Below are 21,410 nucleotides of genomic sequence, written 5' to 3'. Positions count from 1 at the left end.
CGTGCGGATCGACGGCATCCCTCGAACTGGAGTGCCCCGCTCCGGCCCGTCGCCCGTCTCCTCCCCGGGTCCCGCCGCCGCCCGCCCGGCGGCCGGACCCGGTCCGCTCAGTCCAGCAGAGGCAGCAGCGCCGGCAGGTGCCCGTCCGAGGCCTTGGCCGCGGCCTGCCGCTCGGCCGGCACCTCGCCGTAGGTGGTGGTGCGCTGGCGGTGCGGGCGGCCCGCCGCCTCGGCGATCGCCTGCAGGTCGCGCACCGACTTGTAGCTGCCGTACGCCGAGCCGGCCATCCGCGAGATGGTCTCCTCCATCAGCGTGCCGCCCAGGTCGTTGGCGCCGGAGCGGAGCATCTCGGCCGCGCCCTCGGCGCCCAGCTTGACCCAGCTGGTCTGGATGTTGGGGATGTGCGGGTGCAGCAGCAGCCGGGCCATCGCGACCACCGCGCGGTTGTCCCGCGCGGTGGGGCCGGGCCGGGCGATGCCGGCCAGGTAGACCGGGGCGTTGGTGTGGATGAACGGCAGGGTGACGAACTCGGTGAAGCCGCCCGTGCGTTGCTGGATCCCGGCGAGCAGCCGCAGGTGGCCGAGCCAGTGCTTCGGGGTGTCCACGTGCCCGTACATCATCGTGGACGAGGAGCGGATGCCCAGCTCGTGCGCGGTGGTGACCACCTCGACCCAGGTGGCGGCCGGCAGCTTGCCCTTGGTGAGCACCCAGCGGACCTCGTCGTCCAGGATCTCGGCGGCCGTGCCCGGGATGGTGTCCAGGCCCGACTCCTTGGCCCGCTGCAGCCAGTCACGGATCGACAGTCCGGTGCGGGTCGCGCCGTTGACCACCTCCATCGGCGAGAAGGCGTGCACGTGGATGCCGGGCACCCGCTCCTTCACCGCGCGGGCGATGTCGAAGTAGGCGGTGCCGGGCAGGTCCGGGTGGATGCCGCCCTGCATGCAGACCTCGGTGGCGCCCACCTCCCAGGCCTGGGCGGCCCGGTCGGCGACCTGCTCCAGGGAGAGGGTGTACGCGTCCGCGTCGGTGCGGCGCTGCGCGAAGGCGCAGAAGCGGCAGCCGGTGTAGCAGACGTTGGTGAAGTTGATGTTCCGGGTGACGCAGTAGGTGACGTCGTCCCCGACCGCGTCCCGGCGCACGTCGTCGGCGATCCGGCAGAGCGCGTCCAGGGCCGGGCCGTCGGCGTGGAACAGGGCCAGCGCCTGGTCGTCGGTCAGCTTCTCCGGGTCGTCGGCGGCCACCGCGAGGGCCTCGCGGAGGTCCCCGATGAGGCGCTCGGGCGCGCCCTCGGCGAGCACCTGCTCGCGCAGCACCTCCCAGTCGCCGTACACGTCCTCGAAGTCGGCCCGGCGGTCGCCGGTGCGGCCCTCGGTGTCGACGGCGGTGTGCAGGTCGGTCCGCCCGTACGCCTGCGGCAGGTCCTCGGGCTCCTGCCAGGGCAGGCCGCGGACCACCGCGTCCGGGTCGGCCAGGCCGGTCTCCGGGTCGGACAGCGCGCGGACGTGCGGCAGCACCCGCGGGTCCAGCCAGGGCTCGCCGTGGCGCACGTACTCGGGGTAGACGGCGAGGCGTTCGCGCAGTTCGAAGCCGGCCGCCGCCGAGCGCTCGGCCAGGCGGTCGATCTGCGGCCAGGGCCGCTCGGGGTTGACGTGGTCCGGGGTGAGCGGGGAGACGCCGCCCCAGTCGTCGATGCCGGCGCCGATCAGCCGCTCGTACTCGCCGTCCACCAGGTTCGGCGGGGCCTGCAGGCAGGCCGTCGGGCCCAGCAGGTGGCGGGCGACCGCCACGGTGGCGACCAGCTCGTCCAGTTCGGCGTCCGGCATGCCGCGCATCGCCGTGTCCGGCTTGGCGCGGAAGTTCTGCAGGATCAGCTCCTGGATGCCGTGGTACGCGCGGGAGACCTTGCGCAGCGCGAACAGCGACTCGGCGCGCTCCCGGTACGTCTCGCCGATGCCGATCAGCAGGCCGCTGGTGAACGGGACGGAGCTGCGGCCGGCGTCCTCCAGCACCCGGAGGCGGACGGCCGGCTCCTTGTCCGGGGAGCCGAAGTGCGGGCCGCCGGGCTCGCTCCACAGCCGGGTGGCGGTGGTCTCCAGCATCATGCCCATCGAGGCGGAGACCGGCTTGAGCCGCTGGAAGTCCGTCCAGCTCAGCACCCCGGGGTTGAGGTGCGGCAGCAGGCCGGTCTCCTCCAGGATGCGGATCGACATCGCCCGCACGTAGGCGATGGTGTCGTCGTAGCCGTGCGCGTCCAGCCACTCGCGGGCCTCGGGCCAGCGGTCCTCGGGCTTGTCCCCGAGCGTGATCAGGGCTTCCTTGCAGCCGAGTTCGGCGCCGCGCCGGGCCACCTCCAGCACCTCGTCGGGGGACATGAACATCCCGTGGCCGGCCCGGCGCAGCTTGCCGGGGACGGTGACGAAGGTGCAGTAGTGGCACTTGTCGCGGCAGAGCCGGGTGAGCGGGATGAAGACGCTCTTGGAGTAGGTGATGATCCCGGGCCGGCCGGCCGCTTCGAGGCCCGCGTCGCGCACCCGGGCGGCGCTCGCGCAGAGGTCGTCCAGGTCCTCGCCTCTGGCCTGGAGCAGCACGGCGGCCTCGGTCACGTCGAGGGCGACGCCGTCCCGGGCGCGGCGCAGGGCGCGGCGCATCGCGTTCGCGGTCGGCGGGGTGCTTGCGTCCATGGCGGTTCCGTCCATGGCGCGACCCTACGCCAGGGGTGCGACCCCGGGATGAGCAACCCTGAGGCCGTCTCAGGGTCGGCGTACCCACGAAGGCCAACCCGATCTGGCCCTGCAGGGCGATGCCGGCGGCGGCGCGGCGGCCTCTAATGGAGGGGCAAGGGCAAACGGACGTGTCCGCAGAGGAGTTGAGTACGCCATGACCAATGACAAGGCGACCGGGGACGAGCTGGACGGCGGTGTGCCGTACCGCTCGCGGCGGCGCGTGCTGGTGCGCGCCGGGGTGCCGGTGGCGGTGGCCGCGGTGATCGCCGCGGGCATCGGGCTGGTGCCCGCGCTGGCCGCCGACTCCCCGCCCGACCTGCCGACGCTGACGGCGGAGCAGATCGTGGCCAAGGCCCTCGGCTCGCAGACCCAGGCCCTCTCCGGGACGGTCACCGTCAGCACCGACCTCGGCCTGCCCAGCCAGCTCCTGGGCATGGCCGGCGGGCTCGGCGGCGCGGGCGGCGGCGTCGGCTCCGGCGGCACCGGCGCGAGCGGCCAGTCCTCGCCCGCCGACCCGCAGGGCAAGCTGCTCGGCCTGCTCGGCGGCGACCGCACGCTGCGGGTCGCCGTGGACGGCCCCGAGCACCAGCGGGTCGACATGATGGAGAACATGGCCGGCTACACCATGGTCCGCAACGGCGACCAGGCCTGGGCCTGGGACAGCTCGACCAACAGCGCGCTGCACCTGATCGGAGCGGCGGCCCAGCTTCCCCGCAAGCAGGCCGATCAGCACCCCGGCGCACCGCTGTCCGAGCTGCCGACCACCCCGCAGGAGGCCGCCCGGCAGGTCCTGACCGCGAGCGCCGGCACCACCTCGGTCACCGTGGCCGGGACGGCCAACGTGGCCGGGCAGAAGGCCTACCAGCTGAGCGTGAAGCCGACCCAGAGCGGCTCCACCGTCGCCGAGGTCCGGATCGCGGTGGCCGCCGACAACGGCGTGCCGCTCGCGGTGGCGGTGAAGTCCACCGACGGCACCACCGTGCTGGACCTGCGCTTCACCGACGTCTCCTTCGCCAAGCCGGCCGCCAAGACCTTCGACTTCACCGCGCCCAAGGGCGCCAAGGTGACGGAGAAGAAGGCGGACCAGGCGGCGGCCGAGGCGGCTGCCGAGGGCAAGGCCGCGGCGGGCGCCAACGGCGGGGACCACGAGCACCTGAACGTGATCGGCGAGGGCTGGACGGCCGTGGTCGCCACCCAGCTGCCCGGCGGTCCGGTCGAGGTGCCGAAGGACGGCAAGCACGCCGGCCGCGGCTCGGTGAACCCGCAGGGGCTGATCAAGTCGCTCGGCAAGCAGGTCGCCGGCGGCACCCTGATCAGCACCAAGGTCGTCAACGTCCTGCTCACCGACGACGGCCGGGTCTTCGCCGGCGCGGTGACCCTGCCGGTCCTGCAGCACGCCGCCGGGGTGAACTGACGGATGACCAAGGCTCCCGTAACGGGGGACGTTACGGAGTCGGCCGGGGGCCCGGGCGCGGAACCGCGCCCGGCCCCCGCTCCTCTTCCGCCCGCTTCCCCCACCGCCACAGCTTTCCTCGGTTCCGACGACGTGATCAGGACCCGCGGCCTGACCAAGCGCTTCCGGGGCGGCCAGCTCGCCGTGGACGGCCTGGACCTGGCCGTGCCGCGCGGCTCCGTCTTCGGCTTCCTGGGCCCCAACGGCTCCGGCAAGACCACCACCATCCGGATGCTGATGGGCCTGATCGCCCCCACCTCGGGCGTGGCCACCGTCCTCGGCGAACCGATGCCGCAGTCCGTCGCCACCGTGCTGCCCCGGGTGGGCGCGCTGATCGAGGGCCCGGCGCTGTACGGCTTCCTCTCCGGTCGGGACAACCTGATCCGGTTCGACGCCGCCGACCCGACCGCCGACCCGCGCACCCGCCCGCAGCGGGTCGACACGGCGCTGGAACGGGTCGGCCTGAGCGCCGCGGCGCGCAAGAAGGCCCGTGCGTACTCGCTCGGCATGAAGCAGCGCCTGGGGCTGGCCTCCGCGCTGCTGCAGCCGCGCGAGCTGCTGGTGCTGGACGAACCGACCAACGGCCTGGACCCGCAGGGCATGCGGGAGATCCGGGCGCTGATCCGGGAGGTCGCGGCGGAGGGCACCACGGTGTTCCTCTCCTCCCACCTGCTGGACGAGATCGAGCAGGTCTGCACCCACGCGGCGGTGATGTCCCGCGGCCGACTGGTGGTGCAGGGCACCGTCGCCGAGCTGGCCGCCCGGGCGCAGGGCCGGCTGGTGGTCCGCACCCCGGACGTGGCGCGGGCCGTCGAGGTGCTGGCGGCCCACCGGGTCACCGCCCTGGTGCCCGGCGAGGACCGGGTGGACGGCGAGTTCGGCGAGCGGGACGACGAGGCGCTGCCCGAGCTGTGCGCGGCGCTGGTCGCGGCCGGGGTGCGGGTGCACGGCTTCGGGCTGGAGCGGGGCACGTTGGAGGACGCCTTCGTGGCGCTGACCGGGGAGGGCTTCGATGTCGCGGGCTGAGGCGGCCGGAGGGACCGGGACGGCCGGGCGGACCGAGGCGGTACCGGCGGTGGGCCGGCGGCCGCGGACGACGGCCGGGTTCCTGGCCCTGTTCGGCAACGAGCTGCACCTGACCTTCCGCCGGATGCGCACCAAGGTGCTGCTGGGGATCCTGGCGGTGCTGCCGGTCCTGATCGGGGTGGTCGTCAAGCTCAACACGGACGGCCCGCACGAGGGCGGCGGCGGTCCGAGCTTCATCGCGCAGACCACCCAGAACGGGCTGTTCCTGGTCTTCACCGCGCTGGCGGTCGCCCTGCCGGTGTTCCTGCCGATGACGGTCGGCGTGGTCGCCGGGGACGCGGTCGCGGGCGAGGCGGCCACCGGGACGCTGCGCTACCTGCTGGTCGCCCCGGCCGGGCGGACCAGGCTGCTGGCCGCCAAGTTCACCGCCGGTCTGGTGTTCTGCCTGGCCGCGACGGCGGCGGTCGCGGTGGCGGCCCTGGCCACCGGGGCCGCGCTCTTCCCGCTCGGCGAGGTCACGCTGATCTCCGGGGACACCATCGGCCTGGCCGACGCGCTGCTGCGCGCGGTGCTGGTGGCCGGGGTGGTGGCCGCCTCGCTGGCCGGGCTGGTGGCGATCGGGCTGTTCGTCTCCACGCTCACCGGCAGCGGCATCGCGGCGATGGCCGCCACCGTCGGGCTGGTGATCACCGTCCAGATCCTGGACGCCTTCCCGCAGCTGGACGCGATCAGGCCGTTCCTGTTCACCCACTACTGGCTCAGCTTCTCGGACCTGCTGCGCGAGCCGATGTACTGGGACGGCGTGCTGAAGGACCTCGGGCTGCAGGCCGCCTACGTCGCCGTGTTCGGCTCGGCCGCCTGGTCCCGCTTCACCAGCCGGGACATCAGCGCGTGACGGCTGCCGCGGCCTCGGCCGACTGATCCGCCGGTGCGGGCCGTGGCACGGCCGCGGCCCGCAGCGCGCGGTCGGCGCGCACCTGGCGCAGCGCGTCCCAGGTGAGCAGCGCGAGCGCGGCCCAGACCAGGCCGAAGCCGGCCCAGCGGGCGGGCGGCATCGACTCGTGGAAGACGGCGACGCCGATCAGGAACTGGAAGACCGGCGCCAGGTACTGCAGCAGGCCGAGCACGGTCAGCGGCACCCGGACGGCGGCCGCGCCGAAGAACAGCAGCGGGATCGCGGTGATCACCCCGCTGAGCATCAGCAGCCCGGAGTGGCCCAGGCCGTACGAGCCGGCCACCGTGTGCCCGAAGGTGCCGCGCCCGCTGACCTCCAGGTAGACCAGGTAGCCGAGGGCGAACGGGAACATGAAGGCGCTCTCGGCGGCCAGGCTCTCCAGGCCGCTCAGCCCGACCTTCTTCTTCAGCAGGCCGTAGGTGGCGAAGGAGAGCGCCAGGGTCAGCGCGATCCACGGCAGCCGCCCGTACGCGGCGGTCAGCACGGCGACGGCGAGCGCACCGACGCCGACCGCCGTCCACTGCGCGACGCGCAGCCGCTCCTTGAGCACCAGGACACCGAAGGCGATGGTGACCAGGGGGTTGATGAAGTAGCCGAGGCTGGTCTCGACGACGTGCCCGGCGTTGACGCCCCAGATGTAGACGCCCCAGTTGACCGAGATCACGGCGGCCGCGCCGGCCAGCATGGCCACCCGGCGGGGCTGGCGCAGCAGCGGGCGTATCCAGCTCCAGTGCCGCTGGACGACCAGCAGCAGGACGACCGCGACCAGGGACCAGACCATCCGGTTGGCCAGGATGTCGTCGGCGGCGCCGGGCTCCAGCAGCGGCCAGAACAGGGGGAAGAGCCCCCAGATGCCGTAGGCCGCGAAGCCGTACCAGAGGCCCCGGCCGTTGTCCCGCTGGTCTGTCTCTGGCATGGCCGAGTGCCCTTCCGCGCGCGTGTGGTCGAGGTGACCGTAGCGGGCGGAAGGGCGGACTGTCATCTCCGTTTCCGTATTTTGGTCATGACAGTGCTTGCATGCCGGACAGCCGGGGCCGTTTCAGGAGCTCAGGCGGTCAGGGCAGTGAGGGCGATCAGGCGGTCAGCGCCGCCCGGACGGAGTCGGCGAGCGGGACGGTCGGGCGGCCGATCAGCCGGGCCAGGTCGCCCGGGGTGCCGGCCAGCTCGCCGCGGGCGATGCCGGCGTCCACGTCGACCAGGACCTCGGCGAAGCCCTCCGGCAGGCCCGCGCCGACCAGCACGGCCAGGTGCTCGGCCGGGGCGACGTCCCGGTGCTCGACCGGCTTGCCGGAGGCCTTCGCCAGCTCGGCGGCCAGCTCGGGCAGGCTCCAGGCGGCGTCGCCGCTCAGCTCGTACACCGCGTTCGCGTCCTCGCCGCGCAGGACCGCGACCGCCGCGTCGGCGTAGTCGCGGCGCGGGGCGGTGGCGATCCGGCCCTCCCCGGCGCTGCCGAGGACCACGCCGCGGGCCACCGTGCCGGCCGCGTCGCCCAGGTAGTTCTCGGTGTACCAGCCGTTGCGCAGGAGCGCGTACGGCAGGCCGGAGGCGAGGATCAGCTCCTCGGTCGCCTTGTGCTCGTCGGCCAGCCGGAAGGTGGCCGCGCCCGGCGCGCTGGTGTAGGCGAGCAGCGCCACCCCGGCGGCCGCGGCGGCGTCCACCACGGCCCGGTGCTGCGGGATGCGGCGGCCGACCTCGCTGCCCGAGATCAGCAGCACCCGGTCGCCGGCGGCGAAGGCGTCGGCCAGAGTCTCCGGCCGGTCGTAGTCGACGACCCGGACGGTCACGCCGCGCGCGGCCAGGTCGGCGGCCTTCTCGGCGGAGCGGACGGCGACCGCCACCTCGCTCGCGGGGACGGCGGCCAGCAGGCCCTCGACGACGAGACGGCCGAGCTGGCCGGTGGCACCGGTGACGACGTACATGGGGATGCTCCTTGGAATGGGGTTCCGACCTCGAAACTCACCCTAGGGGTGGCACTAACCTTTCGAAAGTACGCACTTCAAAGTAGGGTACTGACATGAAGGTAAGCGAGCAGCTGAGGGAGTTCCCCCCGCCCAACGTCTTCGACCGGATGTGCCCGTCGCGGGGCGTGCTGGAGCACGTCACCAGCCGCTGGGGCGTCCTCGTCCTCGGCGCGCTGCACGAGCGCGGCTACCGGTTCAGCGAGCTGCGGCGGCAGGTCTCGGGGGTCAGCGAGAAGATGCTCGCCCAGACCCTGCAGACGCTGGAGCGGGACGGCTTCGTCCTGCGCGAGGCGCACCCGGTGATCCCGCCGCGGGTCGACTACAGCCTCACCCCGCTCGGGCGGGAGGCGGCGGAGCTGGTCGCGGCGCTGGCGCGCTGGTCGGAGCGGCGGGTGCCGGCCGTGGTCACCGCCCGCGAGGAGTACGACGCCCGGGCCACCGCCGGGTGACGGGCGCTACCGTCGGGTGACGAACGCTACCGCTGCGCGATGAGGGCGGCCAGGCCGTCCAGGACGCGGGCCAGGCCGAAGTCGTAGGCGTGGTCCGGGCTGTACGCGCCGCCGTGCGCCGCACCGGCGGCGGCGCCGACCCGGGCCGCCACCGGGTAGCGCTCGGCGTCGAAGACCCGCGCCAGCAGCTCGGCGTTGGCGGACCACCACTGCTCGTCGGTCATCGCGCTGTCCTGCCGGGCGGCACGCTCGTCGGCGGTCATCCGGGCGCAGGTCTGGACGAAGCCCAGCAGGTGGGTCAGCGCGGCGTCCAGCTCGACGTCGGGCAGGCCGGTGCCCTCGAAGGCGCGCAGCTCGTACTCGTACTTGGCCATCAGACCGGGCCCCAGCGGCGGGCGGCTGGTCGAGACGGCGGCGACCCAGGGGTGGGCGCGGTGCAGCGCGCGGTTGTCGTCGGCGACGGCGGTGACCCGGGCGCGCCAGCCGTCGTCGGCGGGGGTCGAGCGCGGCATCGTCGCGTAGACGGTGTCCAGCATCAGGTCGAGCAGCTCGGCCTTGCCCGGCACGTAGGTGTAGAGCGCCATCGGGGAGACCCCGAGCTCCTGGGCGACCCGGCGCATGGTGACGGCGTCCACGCCCTCGGCGTCGGCCAGGGTGACGGCGACGGCGGCGATCTCACCGGTCGAGCGCGCCTGCCGCGGCCCGCGCCGGCCGGGCTTCTCCTCGGCGGTGAGCCCCCAGAGCAGGGCGAGGGTGCGCGCCGGGTCTCCTGCGCTGCTGCGGTCGGTGGCCATGGGCGCCATCGTTTCACGCATCGGCGGGGCTTCCCCGGCCCGGCCCGTTACCGTCTCCCCATGACCAGCCCTGAGCCGCTCCCCGGTACGGACACCGCGCAGACCCTCCGCTCCCGGGTGACCTGCCGCCGCTGCCACCGGCCGCTGCACGACCCGGAGTCGCGGATGCTGCGGCTGGGGCCGGAGTGCCGGGACCCGGCGGAGCGGGTCGCGCGGTTCGACGTCGACCAGGATCCGCTGCCGGGCGTCGGGTAGCGGCCCGCCGGGGTGTGCGGGCGACGGCCCGGGGCCGGGAGGGATCAGCCCCGGCCGAGGATCCGTCCGAGGAAGCCCGGGCGCTGCGGCCGGGGGGCCGGTTCGGGCTCGGGTGCGGGTTCGGGTGCCCGCTCGGACTCGGGTTCCGGCTCGGGGTCCGCGGCCGGCTGGGCGTCAGCGGCATCGGCCGCGTCGGCGGCGTCCTCGGCGTCCTCGGCGCGGATGGCCGCCCGGGCCAGGTCGCGGTCGGCGGGCGGCATCCAGGGCGCGGCGAGCACCAGTCGGCAGACCGAGCGCAGGATCGTCACCACGCGCACGCGCCGGGCGTCGACGCAGTGGTGCAGGCGCCGCCGCAACTGCGCGGCGATGTCGGCGCGGAGCTCGGGGTGCGTCCAGCCGATCGCGACCAGCGCGAAGCCGGCCGCCTCGGCGACCCAGTCCTCCGGTCCGAGCAGCAGGTCCAGCAGCACCCGGCGGCGGTCCGACTCCGCCCACGGCTGGTCGGTGCGGTGGTGCGCGATGCCGAGGCAGGCGAAGGCCTGGACGGCGCGCACCCACAGCTCGGGCTGGTGGGCGAGCAGGGCCCGGCCGAGTTCGTCCTCGCGCGGCACCGGCGGGTGGACCAGGACGCCGAGCAGGTCGTCGAGCGACAGCCCGGCGAGCCGGACGGCCTCGTCGTAGGCGGCCGGGACGGTCGGCCAGACGATCCCGACGACGGCGCGGACGAGTTCGGCGCTCTCCGGCGCGGGCGGGGCGACGGCCGGTCTCGGGTCGGTGCCCTCCCAGGCCCAGACCCGGGTGGCGGCCACGGTCAGCGGCCGCCGGAGGTCGGGTTCGTCGACGGACTGGTAGACGACGGTGCAGAGCGGCAGCGCGAGGTGCAGGGCCAGCTGCGAGCTGGGCGGTTCCAGGGTGGAGACGCCGCAGTCGATCGCGGTGTCCCGGTCGGTGTCGGGCGCCGCGAGGACCTGGTGCAGCAGGTTGACGGTGGCCTCGGGCGTGCCGGGGACCATGCCGAGCCAGGGCTCGCGGTGGCTCAGCCGCGCCAGCAGGTCCTGGGCGTACTCGTGGTCGGGGTATGCGCGGTGGTGGTCGGCCAGGCCGAGCAGGTGCGCCGGGTCGCCGTCCAGCGCGTGCCGCAGCCCGTACCGGGCCGGGGCGGCTTTGGGGTGGTCGGGCTCGGTGGCGAGCACCCGGTCCAGCCAGGACAGGCCCTCCTCGGGGCGGCCGAGGACGCCGTACAGCTCGGCGACGTCCACGGCGAGGTAGCTGCTGGACTCGGACCGGTCCGGCGCGACCCGCGCCAGCTCGGCCTCCCAGACGGCGAGCGCCCGCTCCGGGCGGCCGTCGGCGCGCAGGGCGTTGCCGAGCATCACGGCGGGCAGGTAGCCGGGGGCCGCGCGGTGCGCCCGCTCGGCGAGCTCGACGGCGTGGGCGGTGGCGCCGAGCCGGCGGGTCAGACCGGAGGCCATCGCCAGCAGCAGCGCGTGGTCGTCGTGGCGGGCCAGCACCGACCGTACGAAGGCCTCGAAGGGCCGTACGGCTTCGGCCAGTTCGGCGGGCAGCGGGTCGGGCAGCGCACCAGCGGCGCGGGCCACCGCCTGGGCGACGGCGTCCGGGTCGACCAGGGCGGGCAGGTCCTCGCGGGACAGCCAGGCGGCGTGCGCCCAGGGGCGGGCCGGTTCGTACTGGATGGCGGAGGCGAGCAGGCCGACGGCGGTGTCCCAGTCCCCGGCGGCGGCCTCCACGTGGGCACGGCAGGCGACCGTGCCGAGGTACACCTCGCCGTCCAGCGGGAACAGCTCGCGCGCGGCCGCCGGTCCGCCGGCCGCCGCGCACAACTCGGCCAGCGCCTCGTGCAGTTCGGGTAGCTGCGGGTCGGCGAGGATGGCGTCGGAGAGGTGGTCCGCGGCGTGCCCGAGGTCTCCGGAGTCGATCGCCAGCCGGGCGACCGCGACCTCCCCCTCGGCCGCCAGCCGCTCGTCGCCCTCGTCGCCGCGCGCCATGCCCATGCCCCTGCCCCCCGGTCGCCGTCCAGCTCCGGAGAAGGCTATCCGGTACACGGACCTCGGCGTCGGCAACATCGCCTGCTGACAGCCCTGTTGGGGCTCGGGAGTGAGAAGTCGGCCGGTCCGACTTCCCACTCCCGCCCCCGGCTGGTCCGCTTCTCCGGTCCGCGTCCATCCGTCGTGTCCGGATTGTCAGTGGTGTCTGCTTCACTGACGCCAGGCGTGGAGACGAGGGGTGGCTGCGATGGGTGTGCTGACCGACTACTTCCGGGCCCCCGACGCGGCGGCGGTCGTGCGGGCGCTGGAGCTCACGGGCGGCGGGCGCCCGGACTTCGACGGCGGGTCCGGTGCCGGGTTCGACGGGGTCGAGGCGAAGCGGGTCGATCCCTACGTCGTGCTGGGGCGGCTCGTCGCGGCGATCCGCGAGGAGGCCTGGCTTCCCGACGTGGTGCCGGAGAAGCCGGTCTGGCCCGCCACGCCGCCACCCGGCCCCGACGGGCCGCAGGACGAGGACGACCCGTGGGCCACCGGCCCGTGGGTGACGGAGCTCGGCACCACCGCTCGGGACACCCTCGCCGGGGTGCCCGACGAGCGCCTGCCGGAGGTCGTCGCGCAGTGGGCCCTGGCGGAGGAGTGGGACGGCGCCAACGCCTCCGACCTCCTGCCGCTGGCCGAGGAGCTCATAGACCTCGCCCGCCGGGCACGCGCGGCGGGCGAGCAGCTGTACTGCTGGATCTGTCTGTAGCGCCGGCGCCTCAACTGCCGATCGGGGCGGCCCCGGTGGCCGCGAGCGACAGCTCCCAGAGCCGGGCGGCCGCCTCCGGGTCGACGGCGTACGGGCGGACGCCCCCGTCGTCCATCGGGGTGTCCGCGCCGGAGAGTCGGGCGACCTCGCAGTCCTCCAGATAGAGGCCGCCACGGCCGTCCAGGAGGGGCGAGGTGGCGGCCCAGAGGCCGGTAGCGGCACCCTGCGACGGCGTCTTGAAGTCGGCGCCGATCACCGCGCCGTGCTCGTCCACCCAACCGCGCTCGATCTGCTCCTGGCGGGTCATCTCCCGCTGCAGCCCAGTAATGATCTTGCCCGGGTGGAGCGCGAACGCCCGCACGCCGTCCTCACGGCCGAGCGCGTCGAGGTGCACGGCGAACAGCGCGTTGGCGGTCTTGGACTGGCCGTACGCCAGCCACCTGTCGTAGCCCGTGCGGAAGTGCGGGTCGTGCCAGCGGATGTCGGTCAGCACGTGCCCGGCGGAGCTGTTCACGACGACCCGCGCCCCGTCGGGCGCCGCGGCCAGCAGCGGGTACAGCTCGCAGGCGAGGAGGAAGTGCCCGAGGTGGTTCGCCGCGAACTGCCCCTCCCAGCCCGGCCCGACCCGCCGCTCCGGGGTGGCCATCACCCCGGCCACGGCCAGCAGGAGGTCCACGCGGGCCGTCGACTCGCGGATCAGCGCGGCCGCGGCGCGGACGCCGGCCGGGTCGGCGAGGTCCATGGGGACGATCCGGCTCCCCGTCCCCCGGAGCGCGGCGCGGGCCGCCTCCGGCCGTCGGGCCGGGACGATCACGCGCGCGCCGACGGAGGCCAGGGCCCGCACGGTCGCCAGGCCGAGACCGGAGTAGCCGCCGGTCACGACGGCGGTCCGGCCGGAGAGGTCGAGGCCGGCCGTGACGTCCTCGGCGGTGGCGGCGAAGGAGAAGGGCGAACCGAGCGGCTGCTGCTGGTGGGTGGTGGTGCGGGTGCTGGTCATGGCGACGACGCTAGGAGCTGGAGCGCGGTCTAGCTCAAGCCCAGCACTCCGCACCCGAACCCCCGGCACGGCGGCCGATAACGGCTAGCCGCGGGCGTGACCGCCTGGCATGCTCCGTGGGTTGCGGCGGAAGACGAGGACCATGTCCTCGAACGGGGGGATCCAGGGATGGACGCGGACACGACGGATACGACGGACGGCACCAACGCCGCCGAGCACACCGAGGACACCGAGGACACCGGCAAGAGCGGCCCCCGGACGGGGCTCCAGCTGCTGGCCGCCGTCGGACTGGTCGGCGCCGTCGTCGCCGGCCTGTGGGGAGTGAGCCTCCTCGAAGCGTCGACGAAGCCCGCCGAGAAGCCGGCCGAGTGCACCGCCCCCAGGCCGACGGACCCGCCGGGGTACCCCGCGCTGTGCGCCGCGGTGAACCGCCCCGACCTCCCCACCCTGCTGGGCACGCCGGAGGACCGCGTCACCACCGCCCACCCGGCACCGCTCGCCCTCGGCAAGGACCCCATGGTGGAGGTGCGCCTGATGCACACCGTCGTGGGCTTCACGGACAGCTCCACCACGGTCGAGGACATGATCGGCATGCCGCAGTTCCGTGCCGTGCCCGCCACCGTCCTCGGCCACCCCGCCGTGACCTACTCCTCCAACGCATTCGTCCTCGCGCCCGGCGCGAACACCGGCCCCGTCACCCGGAACCTCGTCGTCGCCCAGGACCCCAAGGCCCCCGCAGGCCGTGCCTTCGAGATCTCCGTCTTCCGCGAGGACGGCCGCGCCCTCGACGACGCGACCCTCAACCGCCTCGCCGAGACGGTCCTCCCCACGCTCCCGGGCTGGGTCGCCGCGCCGTAGCCGGCGACTCCCTGCTCCCTGCTCCCTGCTCCCGGACCTGAATATTTCTTGTCCTGAAATATTCAGGTTCGCGAGCACGTTGGCACAGGAGATCGGCGCGGGAGAGGCCTGCGCGATGGAAGGAGAGCGGTCCCGTGCGCGTCGAGATCTGGAGCGACATCAACTGCCCGTGGTGCTACATCGGCAAGGCGCGGTTCGAGCGGGCGCTGGAGCGGTTCGAGCACCGCGAGGAGATCGAGGTCGTCCACCGCTCCTTCGAGCTTGACCCGCGCGCGCCGCAGGACGCCCGCCCCGTGGTGCCGCTGATCGCCGCCAAGTACGGGCTGAGCCTGGGAGAGGCCGAGGCGGCGGAGGCCCGGATCGCCGAGAACGCCCGCGGGGAGGGCCTGCCGTACCTGAGCGAGGGCCGGGACGCGGCGAACTCCTTCGACATGCACCGCCTGCTGCACTTCGCCAAGGAGCACGGTCGGCAGGCGCAGCTGCTGGACTCCCTCTACCGTGCCAACTTCGCCGAGGAGCGCTCGGCGTTCGAGGCCGGCCGGCTGGTCGAGCTGGCCGTCGAGGCCGGGCTGGACGGCGAGGCCGCGGCCGCCGTCCTCGCCGACCCGGAGGCCTACGCCGACGCCGTCCGCGAGGACGAGACGACGGCGAGCGCGATGGGGGCGACGGGCGTGCCCTTCTTCGTCCTGGACCGCCGCCTGGGCGTCTCGGGCGCCCAGCCCGCCGAAACGTTCACCCGCGCGCTGGAGCAGGCCTGGGAGAGCCGGGTCGCGCTGCCGCTGACGACCCTCGCCGCCAAGGAGTAGGCCAAGGAGTAGTGGGCGGTGGAGTGGGAAGTCGGATGGGCCGACTTCCCACTCCGGGCCTCGTCCCACAGAATTCCCCCCATGACACCAGCTGCCGCGCACGAGCCGAGCCCGCAACTCTCCGATCCCCAGGACCTGTTGCTCGGCTACCTCGACTACCTCCGCGCGATGGTCGCCGCCAAGATCGCGGACATGCCCGAGGCCGAGCTGCGCACCAGCCGTCTGCCGTCCGGCTGGAGCCCGCTGGAACTGCTCAAGCACCTGGTCTACATGGAACGGCGGTGGCTGCGCTGGGGCTTCCTGGGCGAGCCCGTCCCGGAACCGCACGGCGACAAGGACGCGGCGGGCCGGTGGCACGTGGGCCCGGAAGAGACCGCGAGCACGCTGATCGCGGCGCTGCACGCCGGAGGCGAACAGACCCGGGCCATCGTCACCGGAACGTCCCTCGCCGCCGACAGCGCCGCCGGAGGCCGGTTCGGCGCGGGCGGCGAGCAGGAGCAGACACCGTCGCTCGGGTGGATCCTCTTCCACGTGCTGCAGGAGTACGCGCGCCACGCGGGTCATCTCGACATCGTCCGTGAACTGGGTGAGGACATGTCCCCCAACGCCGTTGGCACATAGGCGATGCGCCGGTCAGCCGACGCTCCGACCGGGGGCACAGGTGACGTGCAGGCTGCCCGGGACGCCCTTGGCGGGACGGCCGGAGCCCCAGCCCCCGTGGGTGAGCGTGAGGCAGTGGTGCGCGTCGGGGCGGCCCCCGGATGCCTCCCGGGCGAGCTCGTGGAGCTGGGAGCCCGCCCAGCGGAAGGCCGTGGGGCTCCCGGTGACGACGAGGGTGTGGGCGGCACCGGCGAAGCGGAGTTCGTCGCGCCACCCCGCGAAGTGGCGGCGCTCGTGGTCGACGGCCTCCACAGCCGGGAGGTCGGTGCCGGGGAGGTCGACGGTGTGCGGCGTCCCGGCCCCCAGCCGGGCGCGGACCTCCTTCCAGCGGGACGCCGGGAAGCCCAGGCTGTGGTGGACGAGCAGGAGGTCCAGGCGGTCCAGGCGGTCCTCGGGCGGGTCGGACGGGCCGGTGCCGGCACGCAGTGGCAGGTGGACGAGGGAATGCCGGGAGCGGGCGGCCAGAGCACAGACGGTGGCGAGGTCCCCGGCCCCCTGGGGATCGACCTGCAGCTCCATGAACCAGCCGTCCGGGCTCGCGTACAGGCAGGTCCCGTCGGTCTGCCACGCCGGGGTGATCACCCGGTACTCGTCCCGGCCGAGGTGGACGCGGTGGAGCTCCGCTCTCAGTCTCACCCGGTTGTCGTCCCGGAGGCGGAGGTGGGGTCGAGGGAGACCAGGAACTCCGGCCGCAGGTACCAGGGGCTGCCGTCCTCGGTCTCGACGTAGTAGACGGGCCCGACGTGGCTGCCGTCGCGGTCGTCGGCCTTGACGACGCATTCGCGGACCACACCCCGGGTGCCCAGGATCTCCGCGCCCAGGTGGCCGAGTTCGGGCCGGGGCGGGTCCGGGGTGGTCAGCGCCACCCGCTCGCCGCGGGCAAAGGTGGCTTCGTCAGGCCAGGGAGTCGTCACAGCGTGCAGGCTACGGGTTTGGTTCAGTCGTAGAAGAACTGGCGGAGGTCCTCGACGGTGCCCGGGCCGAAGAGGAAGGACTCGGCCCGGACGACCGTGCGGGACGGTGGCGGGCCGTCGGCGGGGAGCCGCCGCAGCCAGGTCTCGCCCAGCTCGCCGACCGCGTGAATGGCGGAGAGCAGTTCCGCCATGCCCGCCGGCCGAGGCGGGGCGGCGCCGGTGACGGCCGCGAGCTCCCAGCCGCCGGCCCGGGCGACGGGCCGGAGCAGCTCCGCCCAGGCGGCGATACGGCCCAGGCGGAAGCTCCAGGGGAGTTCGGTGGACGGCGGTACGTACCCGGGGGCCGCGGCGGCGAGGTCGTCCATCGCCCGGCGTTCGGTGAGGGTGCGGGTCCAGCGGCCCTCCTGGGCGTCCTCGATGGCGGCGTCCCACCAGTCCCAGGCGTGGTCGATCGTGTCCATGGGGCGTCAGGCTTCTCGGGGCGGAACCGCGTCATTGATCACGGTCGCACCGTAGTGCCCGGTGCCGGGAAGGCGCCCTCCGGGGCACGCGTCCGGTCATTCCGGGCGCGGGCTGAATCCTTTTCCCGGGTTCGTGCCTCTTATGGCCGGACCGACGAACGTCGGGCCATGACCTGGAGGTTGTCGTGATCATCGGTATCGGTGTCGCTGTCGGCGCGGTGCTCCTCTGCACCTGCGTGCTCGTCCTGAAGCGCAGGCGAGGTGGGCGTGGCTGACACGGCCTGGCCCGGCGAACAGCTGACCGTCGCCGCGCAGGGCGGTGACGTCGACGCGATCGCGGCGCTGGTGGAGAGCGCGCATCCGAGCGTGCGGCGCTTCGCCCACTCCCTGTGCGTGACCCCTCAGGACGCCGAGGACGCGGCGCAGGAGGCCCTGATCATCCTCTACCGCAAGATCGGGATGCTGCGGGCCTCCGGCGCACTGGCGTCGTGGATGTTCAGAATCGTCCGCAACGAGTGTCTGCGCCGCGCGCGGACGCTGACGCGGCACTCCCCCCTGGCTCCGGACGCCGTCGTGGACGCCGTGGTGAACGTCGTCGTGGACTCGGCCGAGGACGAGGCACTGCGGCAACTGGACGCGGGCAGGGTGGCGGCGGCGGTCGCCGCCCTGCCACCCGACCAGCGCCGGGTGCTGATCATGCGGGACATCCAGGGCCACAGCGGCCGAACGGTCGCCGAGGCGCTGGGCCTCAGCACGGCGGCGATGAAGTCACGCCTGCACCGGGCCCGCGCAGCGGTCCGGCACACGCTCGGCACCACACCCGACCCAGCTCGTGGAGGAAGCCATGAACCGAACGAAGGCTGACGGCCCCGACTTCGCCAGCGCGACGCTGCCCCGGCACCTGACGCGCGGCGCGGTGGGCTTCGGCGCGCTGGTGGGCTCGGTGGCACTCCTGCCGGTCGTCGGGCCGGTCAGCCTGCTGCTCCTGCCGGCCGGCCTGCTCGCGTTGCGCGGGTGCCCGATGTGCTGGGCCATCGGCCTGATGCAGACCATCTCCCGGGGGCGCCTGGAGCGCTCCTGCGAGGACGGCCAGTGCAGGCTGACCGTCGCCGGCAAGGGGGAGGCAGGACAGGCTCTCGTGCACGCCTCAACCCATCGCTGACCAAGACCGTCTTCGCCCGGTGCCGCGCGTTCGTAGCGCGGCACCGGGCGGAGATGTTGCTTGGCAACATCGGCTCAGTGGGAGCGCGGGTTGAGGCGGGTGGCGAGCCAGGGGGAGTTACGGCCGGCGGCCTCCCGGTAGGCGATCCGCTGGACGGCGAAGAGGAGCCGGTAGAGGTTGAGGGCCGTCTCGGAGTCGTCGGCGGCGAAGCCCAGGTGGTGGATGAAGTTCTCCAGGGCGGGCCAGTCGAAGTCGTCGGGGACGGGCGGGGTGACGGAGGCGGCGGAGAACGTGTTGAACGCGGCCGCGACGGCGTACTGGGCAGCGGCAAGGGCGTTGGCGACCGAGTCGTGCGCGGGGTCCGTCGTCGTCATCGGGAGGGCTCCTCTTCGTCGGGCCTTGCAACATTGAGTGCGGTGATGACGCCCAGGACGACGGTGGCCATCGCCAGGGCGAGGAGAGTGAGGAAGGCGACGACGATCAGGAACCGCACGGCGGGCGCTCACGGTCGGCGTCGAGGAGGAGGGTGAGGAGGTTCAGGAGAGTCGACGCCGGCGCGGTGTTGAAGCAGACCAGGACGCGGCCATCGAGGGTCTTGTCCGTGGTCGCGGAGGGGAAGAGCAGGCCGAACTTCCTGCCGCGCTCGTGGAGTTCTGCGAGGAGCGTGCGGATGTGGGCGTCGCTGTAGGCCCGGATCCGGGGGTCGGTCGGCTGCATAGGGAGGCGCCGGCGGTTCACGCGGCGGCCTCCAGCTCAAACCAGACAGCCTTGCCCTGCTTACGGGGGTCGGCGCCGAACCGGTGGGTGAGGGCACGGACGAGGTGGAGGCCCCGGCCAGAGAGGGAGAGCGGGTCCGCGGGCGGGCAGGGCTCGCCGGGAAGAACCGGGCTGTCGTCGCAGACCGAGACGCGGAGGCGCCGGTCGGAGAGGACGACGGTGACCATGGGAGCCGGACTCCCCGCGTGGCGCCAGGCATTGACGAAGAGTTCGTGGAGTGCGAGCTCGGCGTCGGAGATCAGAGAGGGCGGCCACCCGGCGGAGGCGAGGAGGTCGGAGAGCTCGGCACGAGCGGTGGACCAGTCGGGAGGGTTGCAGGCACGCATGAGACCCCCAGGAAAGGGAGAGGAGGGGTGATCGACGGAGAGTCGCCGTGAGCAAGGCCCGGTAAGGCTGCTCTGCGGTGCGAAAAGCAGGCGTTACTGACGCTCCGTCATGTGATCGGTGCAACACTGAGAGTAGAGCCGACAGTCACACGCGTGCAACCTGATCGCCGAGATAGCTCGACCAACTTGGCTAAGCTCACTCGTGTGGGTGGAGACTGGCCCAACATGGAAGGAATCCCCCTTGGCACTCAGGACCCAAATCAGCGAGCGACAGCGACGGTTCGGCGCTGAGCTGAGGAGGTTGCGCGAGGCCGCCAGCTTGTCGGTCAAGGATGCTGGCGCCCTCATCGGCATCGCCGGGCCGCAACTCAGCCACATCGAGGCCGCACGGACCGGACTCGATCCGGAGCGCCTGACCATCCTGCTCGAAGCCTATGGGTGCACGGATGGGACCTATTCCAAGCTTCTGCACGGTCTCGGAACGAGCAACGGCAAGGGTTGGTGGAGCGCCTTCAAGGGCAAGGTTCCGGCGCTCGCCCTGGATCTCGCAGAAGCGGAAGACCGCTCAGAGGCCTTCGCTGTCTTCGACGCGCTGTACATTCCCGGCACGCTGCAGGTTCCGGGCTACGTTGAAGCGATCTACAAAGGCGCCTACAAGGATGGCCGTTGGGACACAGCCACGGCCATTGAGTTCCGCCTGCAACGTCAGCGCATCATCACCGACAGCAAGCAGCGGCAGTTTCGGTACGTCATTCATGAGGCAGCTCTTCGCATGCAGTTCGCCGGCAAGTCCGTGATGCGGGAGCAACTCCTCCACCTCGTAGACATGGCAGAACTCCCCAATGTCACGATCGAGATCTTGCCGTTCGACGCCTTGGGACGAGCGCCCTACGCTGGCGCGTTCCTGATCTGCGACCCTGGTTGCACAGACCTCTCCACCATCATCCTGGACGGACCGAAGCGGGCGGTTCACCTTGGTGATCCGGACGACGTGGCGGCTTACCACCAGATGTTTCAAGAGGCCCGGGATCACGCGCTACCCGTCGTGGACACCACCAAGCCTCGGCGTGACAGCTCTCGCGATTCCTGGGGGCTCCTTCAACACATTCTCTACGAACTCCAGCACTGAAAGGCACCCGATGTCCCACCTGGCCTGGCAGAAGTCATCCTTCAGCAACGCTGATGGCGGAAGCACCTGCATTGAGCTTGCCGCCGGAGTCGATGACATCCGCCACCTCCGGGAGTCCGATGACCCTTCCGTCATCGTCACCACCTCGACCGCCAAGCTCCGTGCCTTCGTCCTCGGCGCCAAGGCCGGCGAGTTCGACCACCTCATCTGAACCCCACCCGTGCCCAGAGGTGCTACAAATGACCGAACTCTCATGGCAGAAGTCATCGTTCAGCGGCGGAGATGCAGGAAACAGCTGCCTAGAGGTTGCCATTGGCATCGGCGGCCTACGCCATCTCCGGGAGTCCGACGACGCTTCCGTCGTCATCACCTCCTCGACCGCCAAGCTCCGTGCCTTCATCCTGGGCGCCAAGGCCGGCGAGTTCGACCACCTCATCTGACCCCACCACTCCCCCGCCCGCTCGCCGCTTCGGCGAGCGGGCGGAGTTGTACCTCACCGCACGGGCTGGCCGTCGCGGCGGACGACCCGCTGGAGCAGTTCGCCAACCTTCTCCTCAATCTCGTCCAGGAGTTCAGCGCCGAACACGCAGAGCGTGTGCTCCCAGGGATGGCCGAAAGTTCCGAACCGGAGATCGTCCGCGAGGTAGATGTAGTAGTCCCCGTCCGGATACGGGCTGAGCGGCCACTGCTCCTTCCCCCGAAGGTCGGGGCGGAGCCGGTAGCAGGTGTGCTGCCAGTCCAGAGCCCACAACGACTCCGCGGGCGCACTGCACTTCGTGAGCCCGTCCTGCACCACCTCGACCAGGCGGTCGAGCTCGTGCCGACTGGCTCTTTACCGAGAAATGCGAAGAACCCCCATCCGGGATCCGGATGGGGGTTCTTCAGAAAGATTGTTCGGCGGCGTCCTACTCTCCCACAGGGTCCCCCCTGCAGTACCATCGGCGCTGTGA

At 73.0% G+C, this 21,410-nt stretch carries 27 protein-coding genes and 1 pseudogene; 14 read left to right on the top strand and 14 right to left on the bottom strand.

Annotation, left to right across the window (positions count from 1 at the left end):
- Nucleotides 1–107: 107 nt before the first annotated feature.
- Nucleotides 108–2,696, bottom strand: coding sequence for a bifunctional FO biosynthesis protein CofGH (locus IE332_RS36405; protein ID WP_229929193.1), 2,589 nt, complete (start codon nucleotides 2,694–2,696; stop codon nucleotides 108–110).
- Between the two features lie 181 nt (nucleotides 2,697–2,877).
- Between IE332_RS36405 and IE332_RS36400 the strand changes: the two genes are divergently transcribed.
- From IE332_RS36400 to IE332_RS36390, 3 genes are read left to right on the top strand one after another with little or no spacing between them, the layout of a single operon-like run.
- Nucleotides 2,878–4,137: a LolA family protein gene (locus IE332_RS36400; RefSeq protein ID WP_229929192.1), complete on the top strand. Its 1,260-nt coding sequence runs from the start codon at nucleotides 2,878–2,880 to the stop codon at nucleotides 4,135–4,137.
- Between the two features lie 3 nt (nucleotides 4,138–4,140).
- On the top strand, nucleotides 4,141–5,202 hold the full coding sequence (locus IE332_RS36395) for an ABC transporter ATP-binding protein (RefSeq protein ID WP_189925193.1): 1,062 nt from the start codon (nucleotides 4,141–4,143) through the stop codon (nucleotides 5,200–5,202).
- Nucleotides 5,189–6,097 (top strand): ABC transporter permease, encoded by a 909-nt coding sequence (locus IE332_RS36390; RefSeq protein WP_189925191.1) that lies wholly within the window; start codon nucleotides 5,189–5,191, stop codon nucleotides 6,095–6,097. Before IE332_RS36395 ends, IE332_RS36390 begins: the two co-directional genes overlap by 14 nt.
- Here IE332_RS36390 and rarD read toward each other — a convergent pair.
- Both rarD and IE332_RS36380 read right to left on the bottom strand, forming a co-directional pair.
- On the bottom strand, nucleotides 6,087–7,073 hold the full coding sequence (gene rarD, locus IE332_RS36385) for an EamA family transporter RarD (RefSeq protein WP_189925189.1): 987 nt from the start codon (nucleotides 7,071–7,073) through the stop codon (nucleotides 6,087–6,089). The two genes, IE332_RS36390 and rarD, sit on opposite strands and share 11 nt — an antisense overlap.
- A gap of 157 nt (nucleotides 7,074–7,230) precedes the next feature.
- Complete coding sequence (locus tag IE332_RS36380; protein ID WP_189925187.1) at nucleotides 7,231–8,076, bottom strand: SDR family oxidoreductase; 846 nt, start codon at nucleotides 8,074–8,076, stop codon at nucleotides 7,231–7,233.
- A gap of 95 nt (nucleotides 8,077–8,171) precedes the next feature.
- On the opposite strand from IE332_RS36380, the gene IE332_RS36375 reads away from it, so the two are divergent.
- A complete protein-coding gene (locus tag IE332_RS36375) occupies nucleotides 8,172–8,567 on the top strand; it encodes a winged helix-turn-helix transcriptional regulator (protein WP_189925185.1) in 396 nt (131 codons plus the stop codon).
- A gap of 26 nt (nucleotides 8,568–8,593) precedes the next feature.
- On the opposite strand, the gene IE332_RS36370 is transcribed toward IE332_RS36375, so the two are convergent.
- Nucleotides 8,594–9,361: a TetR/AcrR family transcriptional regulator gene (locus tag IE332_RS36370; protein WP_189925183.1), complete on the bottom strand. Its 768-nt coding sequence runs from the start codon at nucleotides 9,359–9,361 to the stop codon at nucleotides 8,594–8,596.
- Nucleotides 9,362–9,421: 60 nt separating this feature from the next.
- Between IE332_RS36370 and IE332_RS36365 the strand changes: the two genes are divergently transcribed.
- A complete protein-coding gene (locus IE332_RS36365; RefSeq protein WP_189925181.1) occupies nucleotides 9,422–9,616 on the top strand; it encodes a DUF6011 domain-containing protein in 195 nt (64 codons plus the stop codon).
- A 44-nt stretch (nucleotides 9,617–9,660) separates the two neighbouring features.
- On the opposite strand, the gene IE332_RS36360 is transcribed toward IE332_RS36365, so the two are convergent.
- Nucleotides 9,661–11,628 (bottom strand): tetratricopeptide repeat protein, encoded by a 1,968-nt coding sequence (locus tag IE332_RS36360; RefSeq protein WP_189925179.1) that lies wholly within the window; start codon nucleotides 11,626–11,628, stop codon nucleotides 9,661–9,663.
- Between the two features lie 241 nt (nucleotides 11,629–11,869).
- Between IE332_RS36360 and IE332_RS36355 the strand changes: the two genes are divergently transcribed.
- Nucleotides 11,870–12,370, top strand: coding sequence for a hypothetical protein (locus IE332_RS36355; protein WP_189925257.1), 501 nt, complete (start codon nucleotides 11,870–11,872; stop codon nucleotides 12,368–12,370).
- 10 nt (nucleotides 12,371–12,380) lie between these two features.
- Here IE332_RS36355 and IE332_RS36350 read toward each other — a convergent pair whose 3' ends face one another.
- Complete coding sequence (locus IE332_RS36350; protein WP_189925176.1) at nucleotides 12,381–13,367, bottom strand: oxidoreductase; 987 nt, start codon at nucleotides 13,365–13,367, stop codon at nucleotides 12,381–12,383.
- A 168-nt stretch (nucleotides 13,368–13,535) separates the two neighbouring features.
- Between IE332_RS36350 and IE332_RS36345 the strand changes: the two genes are divergently transcribed.
- From IE332_RS36345 to IE332_RS36335, 3 genes are all read left to right on the top strand, one after another.
- Complete coding sequence (locus IE332_RS36345; protein WP_189925175.1) at nucleotides 13,536–14,225, top strand: DUF6215 domain-containing protein; 690 nt, start codon at nucleotides 13,536–13,538, stop codon at nucleotides 14,223–14,225.
- A 134-nt stretch (nucleotides 14,226–14,359) separates the two neighbouring features.
- Nucleotides 14,360–15,031, top strand: a complete 672-nt coding sequence (locus tag IE332_RS36340; RefSeq protein WP_189925172.1) for a DsbA family oxidoreductase — start codon at nucleotides 14,360–14,362, stop codon at nucleotides 15,029–15,031.
- Between the two features lie 81 nt (nucleotides 15,032–15,112).
- Nucleotides 15,113–15,652: a mycothiol transferase gene (locus IE332_RS36335; protein WP_189925170.1), complete on the top strand. Its 540-nt coding sequence runs from the start codon at nucleotides 15,113–15,115 to the stop codon at nucleotides 15,650–15,652.
- A gap of 12 nt (nucleotides 15,653–15,664) precedes the next feature.
- On the opposite strand, the gene IE332_RS36330 is transcribed toward IE332_RS36335, so the two are convergent.
- Genes IE332_RS36330 through IE332_RS36320 form a run of 3 tightly spaced genes read right to left on the bottom strand, consistent with a single transcriptional unit; the run spans nucleotide 15,665 to nucleotide 17,066 of the window.
- On the bottom strand, nucleotides 15,665–16,327 hold the full coding sequence (locus IE332_RS36330) for a hypothetical protein (RefSeq protein ID WP_189925168.1): 663 nt from the start codon (nucleotides 16,325–16,327) through the stop codon (nucleotides 15,665–15,667).
- Nucleotides 16,324–16,605 carry a hypothetical protein gene (locus IE332_RS36325; RefSeq protein ID WP_189925166.1) on the bottom strand — a complete coding sequence of 94 codons (282 nt, stop codon included), beginning with the start codon at nucleotides 16,603–16,605 and terminating at the stop codon, nucleotides 16,324–16,326. Before IE332_RS36325 ends, IE332_RS36330 begins: the two co-directional genes overlap by 4 nt.
- 23 nt (nucleotides 16,606–16,628) lie before the next feature.
- A complete protein-coding gene (locus IE332_RS36320; RefSeq protein ID WP_189925164.1) occupies nucleotides 16,629–17,066 on the bottom strand; it encodes a hypothetical protein in 438 nt (145 codons plus the stop codon).
- Nucleotides 17,067–17,333: 267 nt separating this feature from the next.
- Here IE332_RS36320 and IE332_RS36315 point away from each other — a divergent pair, with 267 nt between their 5' ends.
- Both IE332_RS36315 and IE332_RS36310 read left to right on the top strand, forming a co-directional pair.
- Complete coding sequence (locus IE332_RS36315; RefSeq protein ID WP_189925162.1) at nucleotides 17,334–17,930, top strand: RNA polymerase sigma factor; 597 nt, start codon at nucleotides 17,334–17,336, stop codon at nucleotides 17,928–17,930.
- Nucleotides 17,911–18,228 (top strand): hypothetical protein, encoded by a 318-nt coding sequence (locus IE332_RS36310; RefSeq protein WP_189925160.1) that lies wholly within the window; start codon nucleotides 17,911–17,913, stop codon nucleotides 18,226–18,228. Before IE332_RS36315 ends, IE332_RS36310 begins: the two co-directional genes overlap by 20 nt.
- A gap of 74 nt (nucleotides 18,229–18,302) precedes the next feature.
- Here IE332_RS36310 and IE332_RS36305 read toward each other — a convergent pair whose 3' ends face one another.
- Genes IE332_RS36305 through IE332_RS36295 form a run of 4 tightly spaced genes read right to left on the bottom strand, consistent with a single transcriptional unit; the run spans nucleotide 18,303 to nucleotide 19,331 of the window.
- Nucleotides 18,303–18,602 carry a hypothetical protein gene (locus IE332_RS36305; protein WP_189925158.1) on the bottom strand — a complete coding sequence of 100 codons (300 nt, stop codon included), beginning with the start codon at nucleotides 18,600–18,602 and terminating at the stop codon, nucleotides 18,303–18,305.
- Complete coding sequence (locus tag IE332_RS42100; RefSeq protein ID WP_268256662.1) at nucleotides 18,599–18,721, bottom strand: hypothetical protein; 123 nt, start codon at nucleotides 18,719–18,721, stop codon at nucleotides 18,599–18,601. The genes IE332_RS36305 and IE332_RS42100 overlap by 4 nt, the downstream gene beginning before the upstream one ends.
- Complete coding sequence (locus IE332_RS36300) at nucleotides 18,709–18,945, bottom strand: hypothetical protein (RefSeq protein WP_189925157.1); 237 nt, start codon at nucleotides 18,943–18,945, stop codon at nucleotides 18,709–18,711. The genes IE332_RS42100 and IE332_RS36300 overlap by 13 nt, the downstream gene beginning before the upstream one ends.
- 17 nt (nucleotides 18,946–18,962) lie before the next feature.
- On the bottom strand, nucleotides 18,963–19,331 hold the full coding sequence (locus IE332_RS36295; protein ID WP_189925155.1) for an ATP-binding protein: 369 nt from the start codon (nucleotides 19,329–19,331) through the stop codon (nucleotides 18,963–18,965).
- Between the two features lie 241 nt (nucleotides 19,332–19,572).
- Between IE332_RS36295 and IE332_RS36290 the strand changes: the two genes are divergently transcribed.
- The 3 genes from IE332_RS36290 to IE332_RS36280 are packed head-to-tail and all read left to right on the top strand — an operon-like array spanning nucleotide 19,573 to nucleotide 20,900.
- Complete coding sequence (locus IE332_RS36290) at nucleotides 19,573–20,460, top strand: helix-turn-helix domain-containing protein (RefSeq protein WP_189925153.1); 888 nt, start codon at nucleotides 19,573–19,575, stop codon at nucleotides 20,458–20,460.
- Nucleotides 20,461–20,470: 10 nt separating this feature from the next.
- Entirely contained in the window at nucleotides 20,471–20,671 is a 201-nt protein-coding gene (locus IE332_RS36285) for a DUF397 domain-containing protein (RefSeq protein WP_189925151.1), read from the top strand.
- Nucleotides 20,672–20,699: 28 nt separating this feature from the next.
- Complete coding sequence (locus IE332_RS36280) at nucleotides 20,700–20,900, top strand: DUF397 domain-containing protein (RefSeq protein ID WP_189925149.1); 201 nt, start codon at nucleotides 20,700–20,702, stop codon at nucleotides 20,898–20,900.
- Nucleotides 20,901–20,953: 53 nt separating this feature from the next.
- On the opposite strand, the pseudogene IE332_RS36275 reads toward IE332_RS36280, so the two are convergent.
- Nucleotides 20,954–21,271: pseudogene (locus IE332_RS36275) on the bottom strand (DUF2716 domain-containing protein); the annotation flags it as partial.
- Nucleotides 21,272–21,410 lie beyond the last annotated feature (139 nt).

Source organism: Kitasatospora xanthocidica (assembly GCF_014656195.1).
In the GTDB taxonomy this organism is placed as follows: domain Bacteria; phylum Actinomycetota; class Actinomycetes; order Streptomycetales; family Streptomycetaceae; genus Kitasatospora; species Kitasatospora xanthocidica.
Note: the sequence above shows the minus strand (reverse complement) of the source record. Positions and strands in the feature narration are given on the sequence as shown.

Excerpts from the sequence above, each read along its gene's own strand:
- IE332_RS36405 (WP_229929193.1), bottom strand. The coding sequence starts at position 2,696 with ATGGACGGAACCGCCATGGACGCAAGCACCCCGCCGACCGCGAACGCG.
- IE332_RS36400 (WP_229929192.1), top strand. The coding sequence starts at position 2,878 with ATGACCAATGACAAGGCGACCGGGGACGAGCTGGACGGCGGTGTGCCG.
- IE332_RS36395 (WP_189925193.1), top strand. The coding sequence starts at position 4,141 with ATGACCAAGGCTCCCGTAACGGGGGACGTTACGGAGTCGGCCGGGGGC.
- IE332_RS36390 (WP_189925191.1), top strand. The coding sequence starts at position 5,189 with ATGTCGCGGGCTGAGGCGGCCGGAGGGACCGGGACGGCCGGGCGGACC.
- rarD (WP_189925189.1), bottom strand. The coding sequence starts at position 7,073 with ATGCCAGAGACAGACCAGCGGGACAACGGCCGGGGCCTCTGGTACGGC.
- IE332_RS36380 (WP_189925187.1), bottom strand. The coding sequence starts at position 8,076 with ATGTACGTCGTCACCGGTGCCACCGGCCAGCTCGGCCGTCTCGTCGTC.
- IE332_RS36375 (WP_189925185.1), top strand. The coding sequence starts at position 8,172 with ATGAAGGTAAGCGAGCAGCTGAGGGAGTTCCCCCCGCCCAACGTCTTC.
- IE332_RS36370 (WP_189925183.1), bottom strand. The coding sequence starts at position 9,361 with ATGGCCACCGACCGCAGCAGCGCAGGAGACCCGGCGCGCACCCTCGCC.
- IE332_RS36365 (WP_189925181.1), top strand. The coding sequence starts at position 9,422 with ATGACCAGCCCTGAGCCGCTCCCCGGTACGGACACCGCGCAGACCCTC.
- IE332_RS36360 (WP_189925179.1), bottom strand. The coding sequence starts at position 11,628 with ATGGGCATGGCGCGCGGCGACGAGGGCGACGAGCGGCTGGCGGCCGAG.
- IE332_RS36355 (WP_189925257.1), top strand. The coding sequence starts at position 11,870 with ATGGGTGTGCTGACCGACTACTTCCGGGCCCCCGACGCGGCGGCGGTC.
- IE332_RS36350 (WP_189925176.1), bottom strand. The coding sequence starts at position 13,367 with ATGACCAGCACCCGCACCACCACCCACCAGCAGCAGCCGCTCGGTTCG.
- IE332_RS36345 (WP_189925175.1), top strand. The coding sequence starts at position 13,536 with ATGGACGCGGACACGACGGATACGACGGACGGCACCAACGCCGCCGAG.
- IE332_RS36335 (WP_189925170.1), top strand. The coding sequence starts at position 15,113 with ATGACACCAGCTGCCGCGCACGAGCCGAGCCCGCAACTCTCCGATCCC.
- IE332_RS36320 (WP_189925164.1), bottom strand. The coding sequence starts at position 17,066 with ATGGACACGATCGACCACGCCTGGGACTGGTGGGACGCCGCCATCGAG.
- IE332_RS36310 (WP_189925160.1), top strand. The coding sequence starts at position 17,911 with ATGAACCGAACGAAGGCTGACGGCCCCGACTTCGCCAGCGCGACGCTG.
- IE332_RS36305 (WP_189925158.1), bottom strand. The coding sequence starts at position 18,602 with ATGACGACGACGGACCCCGCGCACGACTCGGTCGCCAACGCCCTTGCC.
- IE332_RS36300 (WP_189925157.1), bottom strand. The coding sequence starts at position 18,945 with ATGCAGCCGACCGACCCCCGGATCCGGGCCTACAGCGACGCCCACATC.
- IE332_RS36295 (WP_189925155.1), bottom strand. The coding sequence starts at position 19,331 with ATGCGTGCCTGCAACCCTCCCGACTGGTCCACCGCTCGTGCCGAGCTC.
- IE332_RS36285 (WP_189925151.1), top strand. The coding sequence starts at position 20,471 with ATGTCCCACCTGGCCTGGCAGAAGTCATCCTTCAGCAACGCTGATGGC.
- IE332_RS36280 (WP_189925149.1), top strand. The coding sequence starts at position 20,700 with ATGACCGAACTCTCATGGCAGAAGTCATCGTTCAGCGGCGGAGATGCA.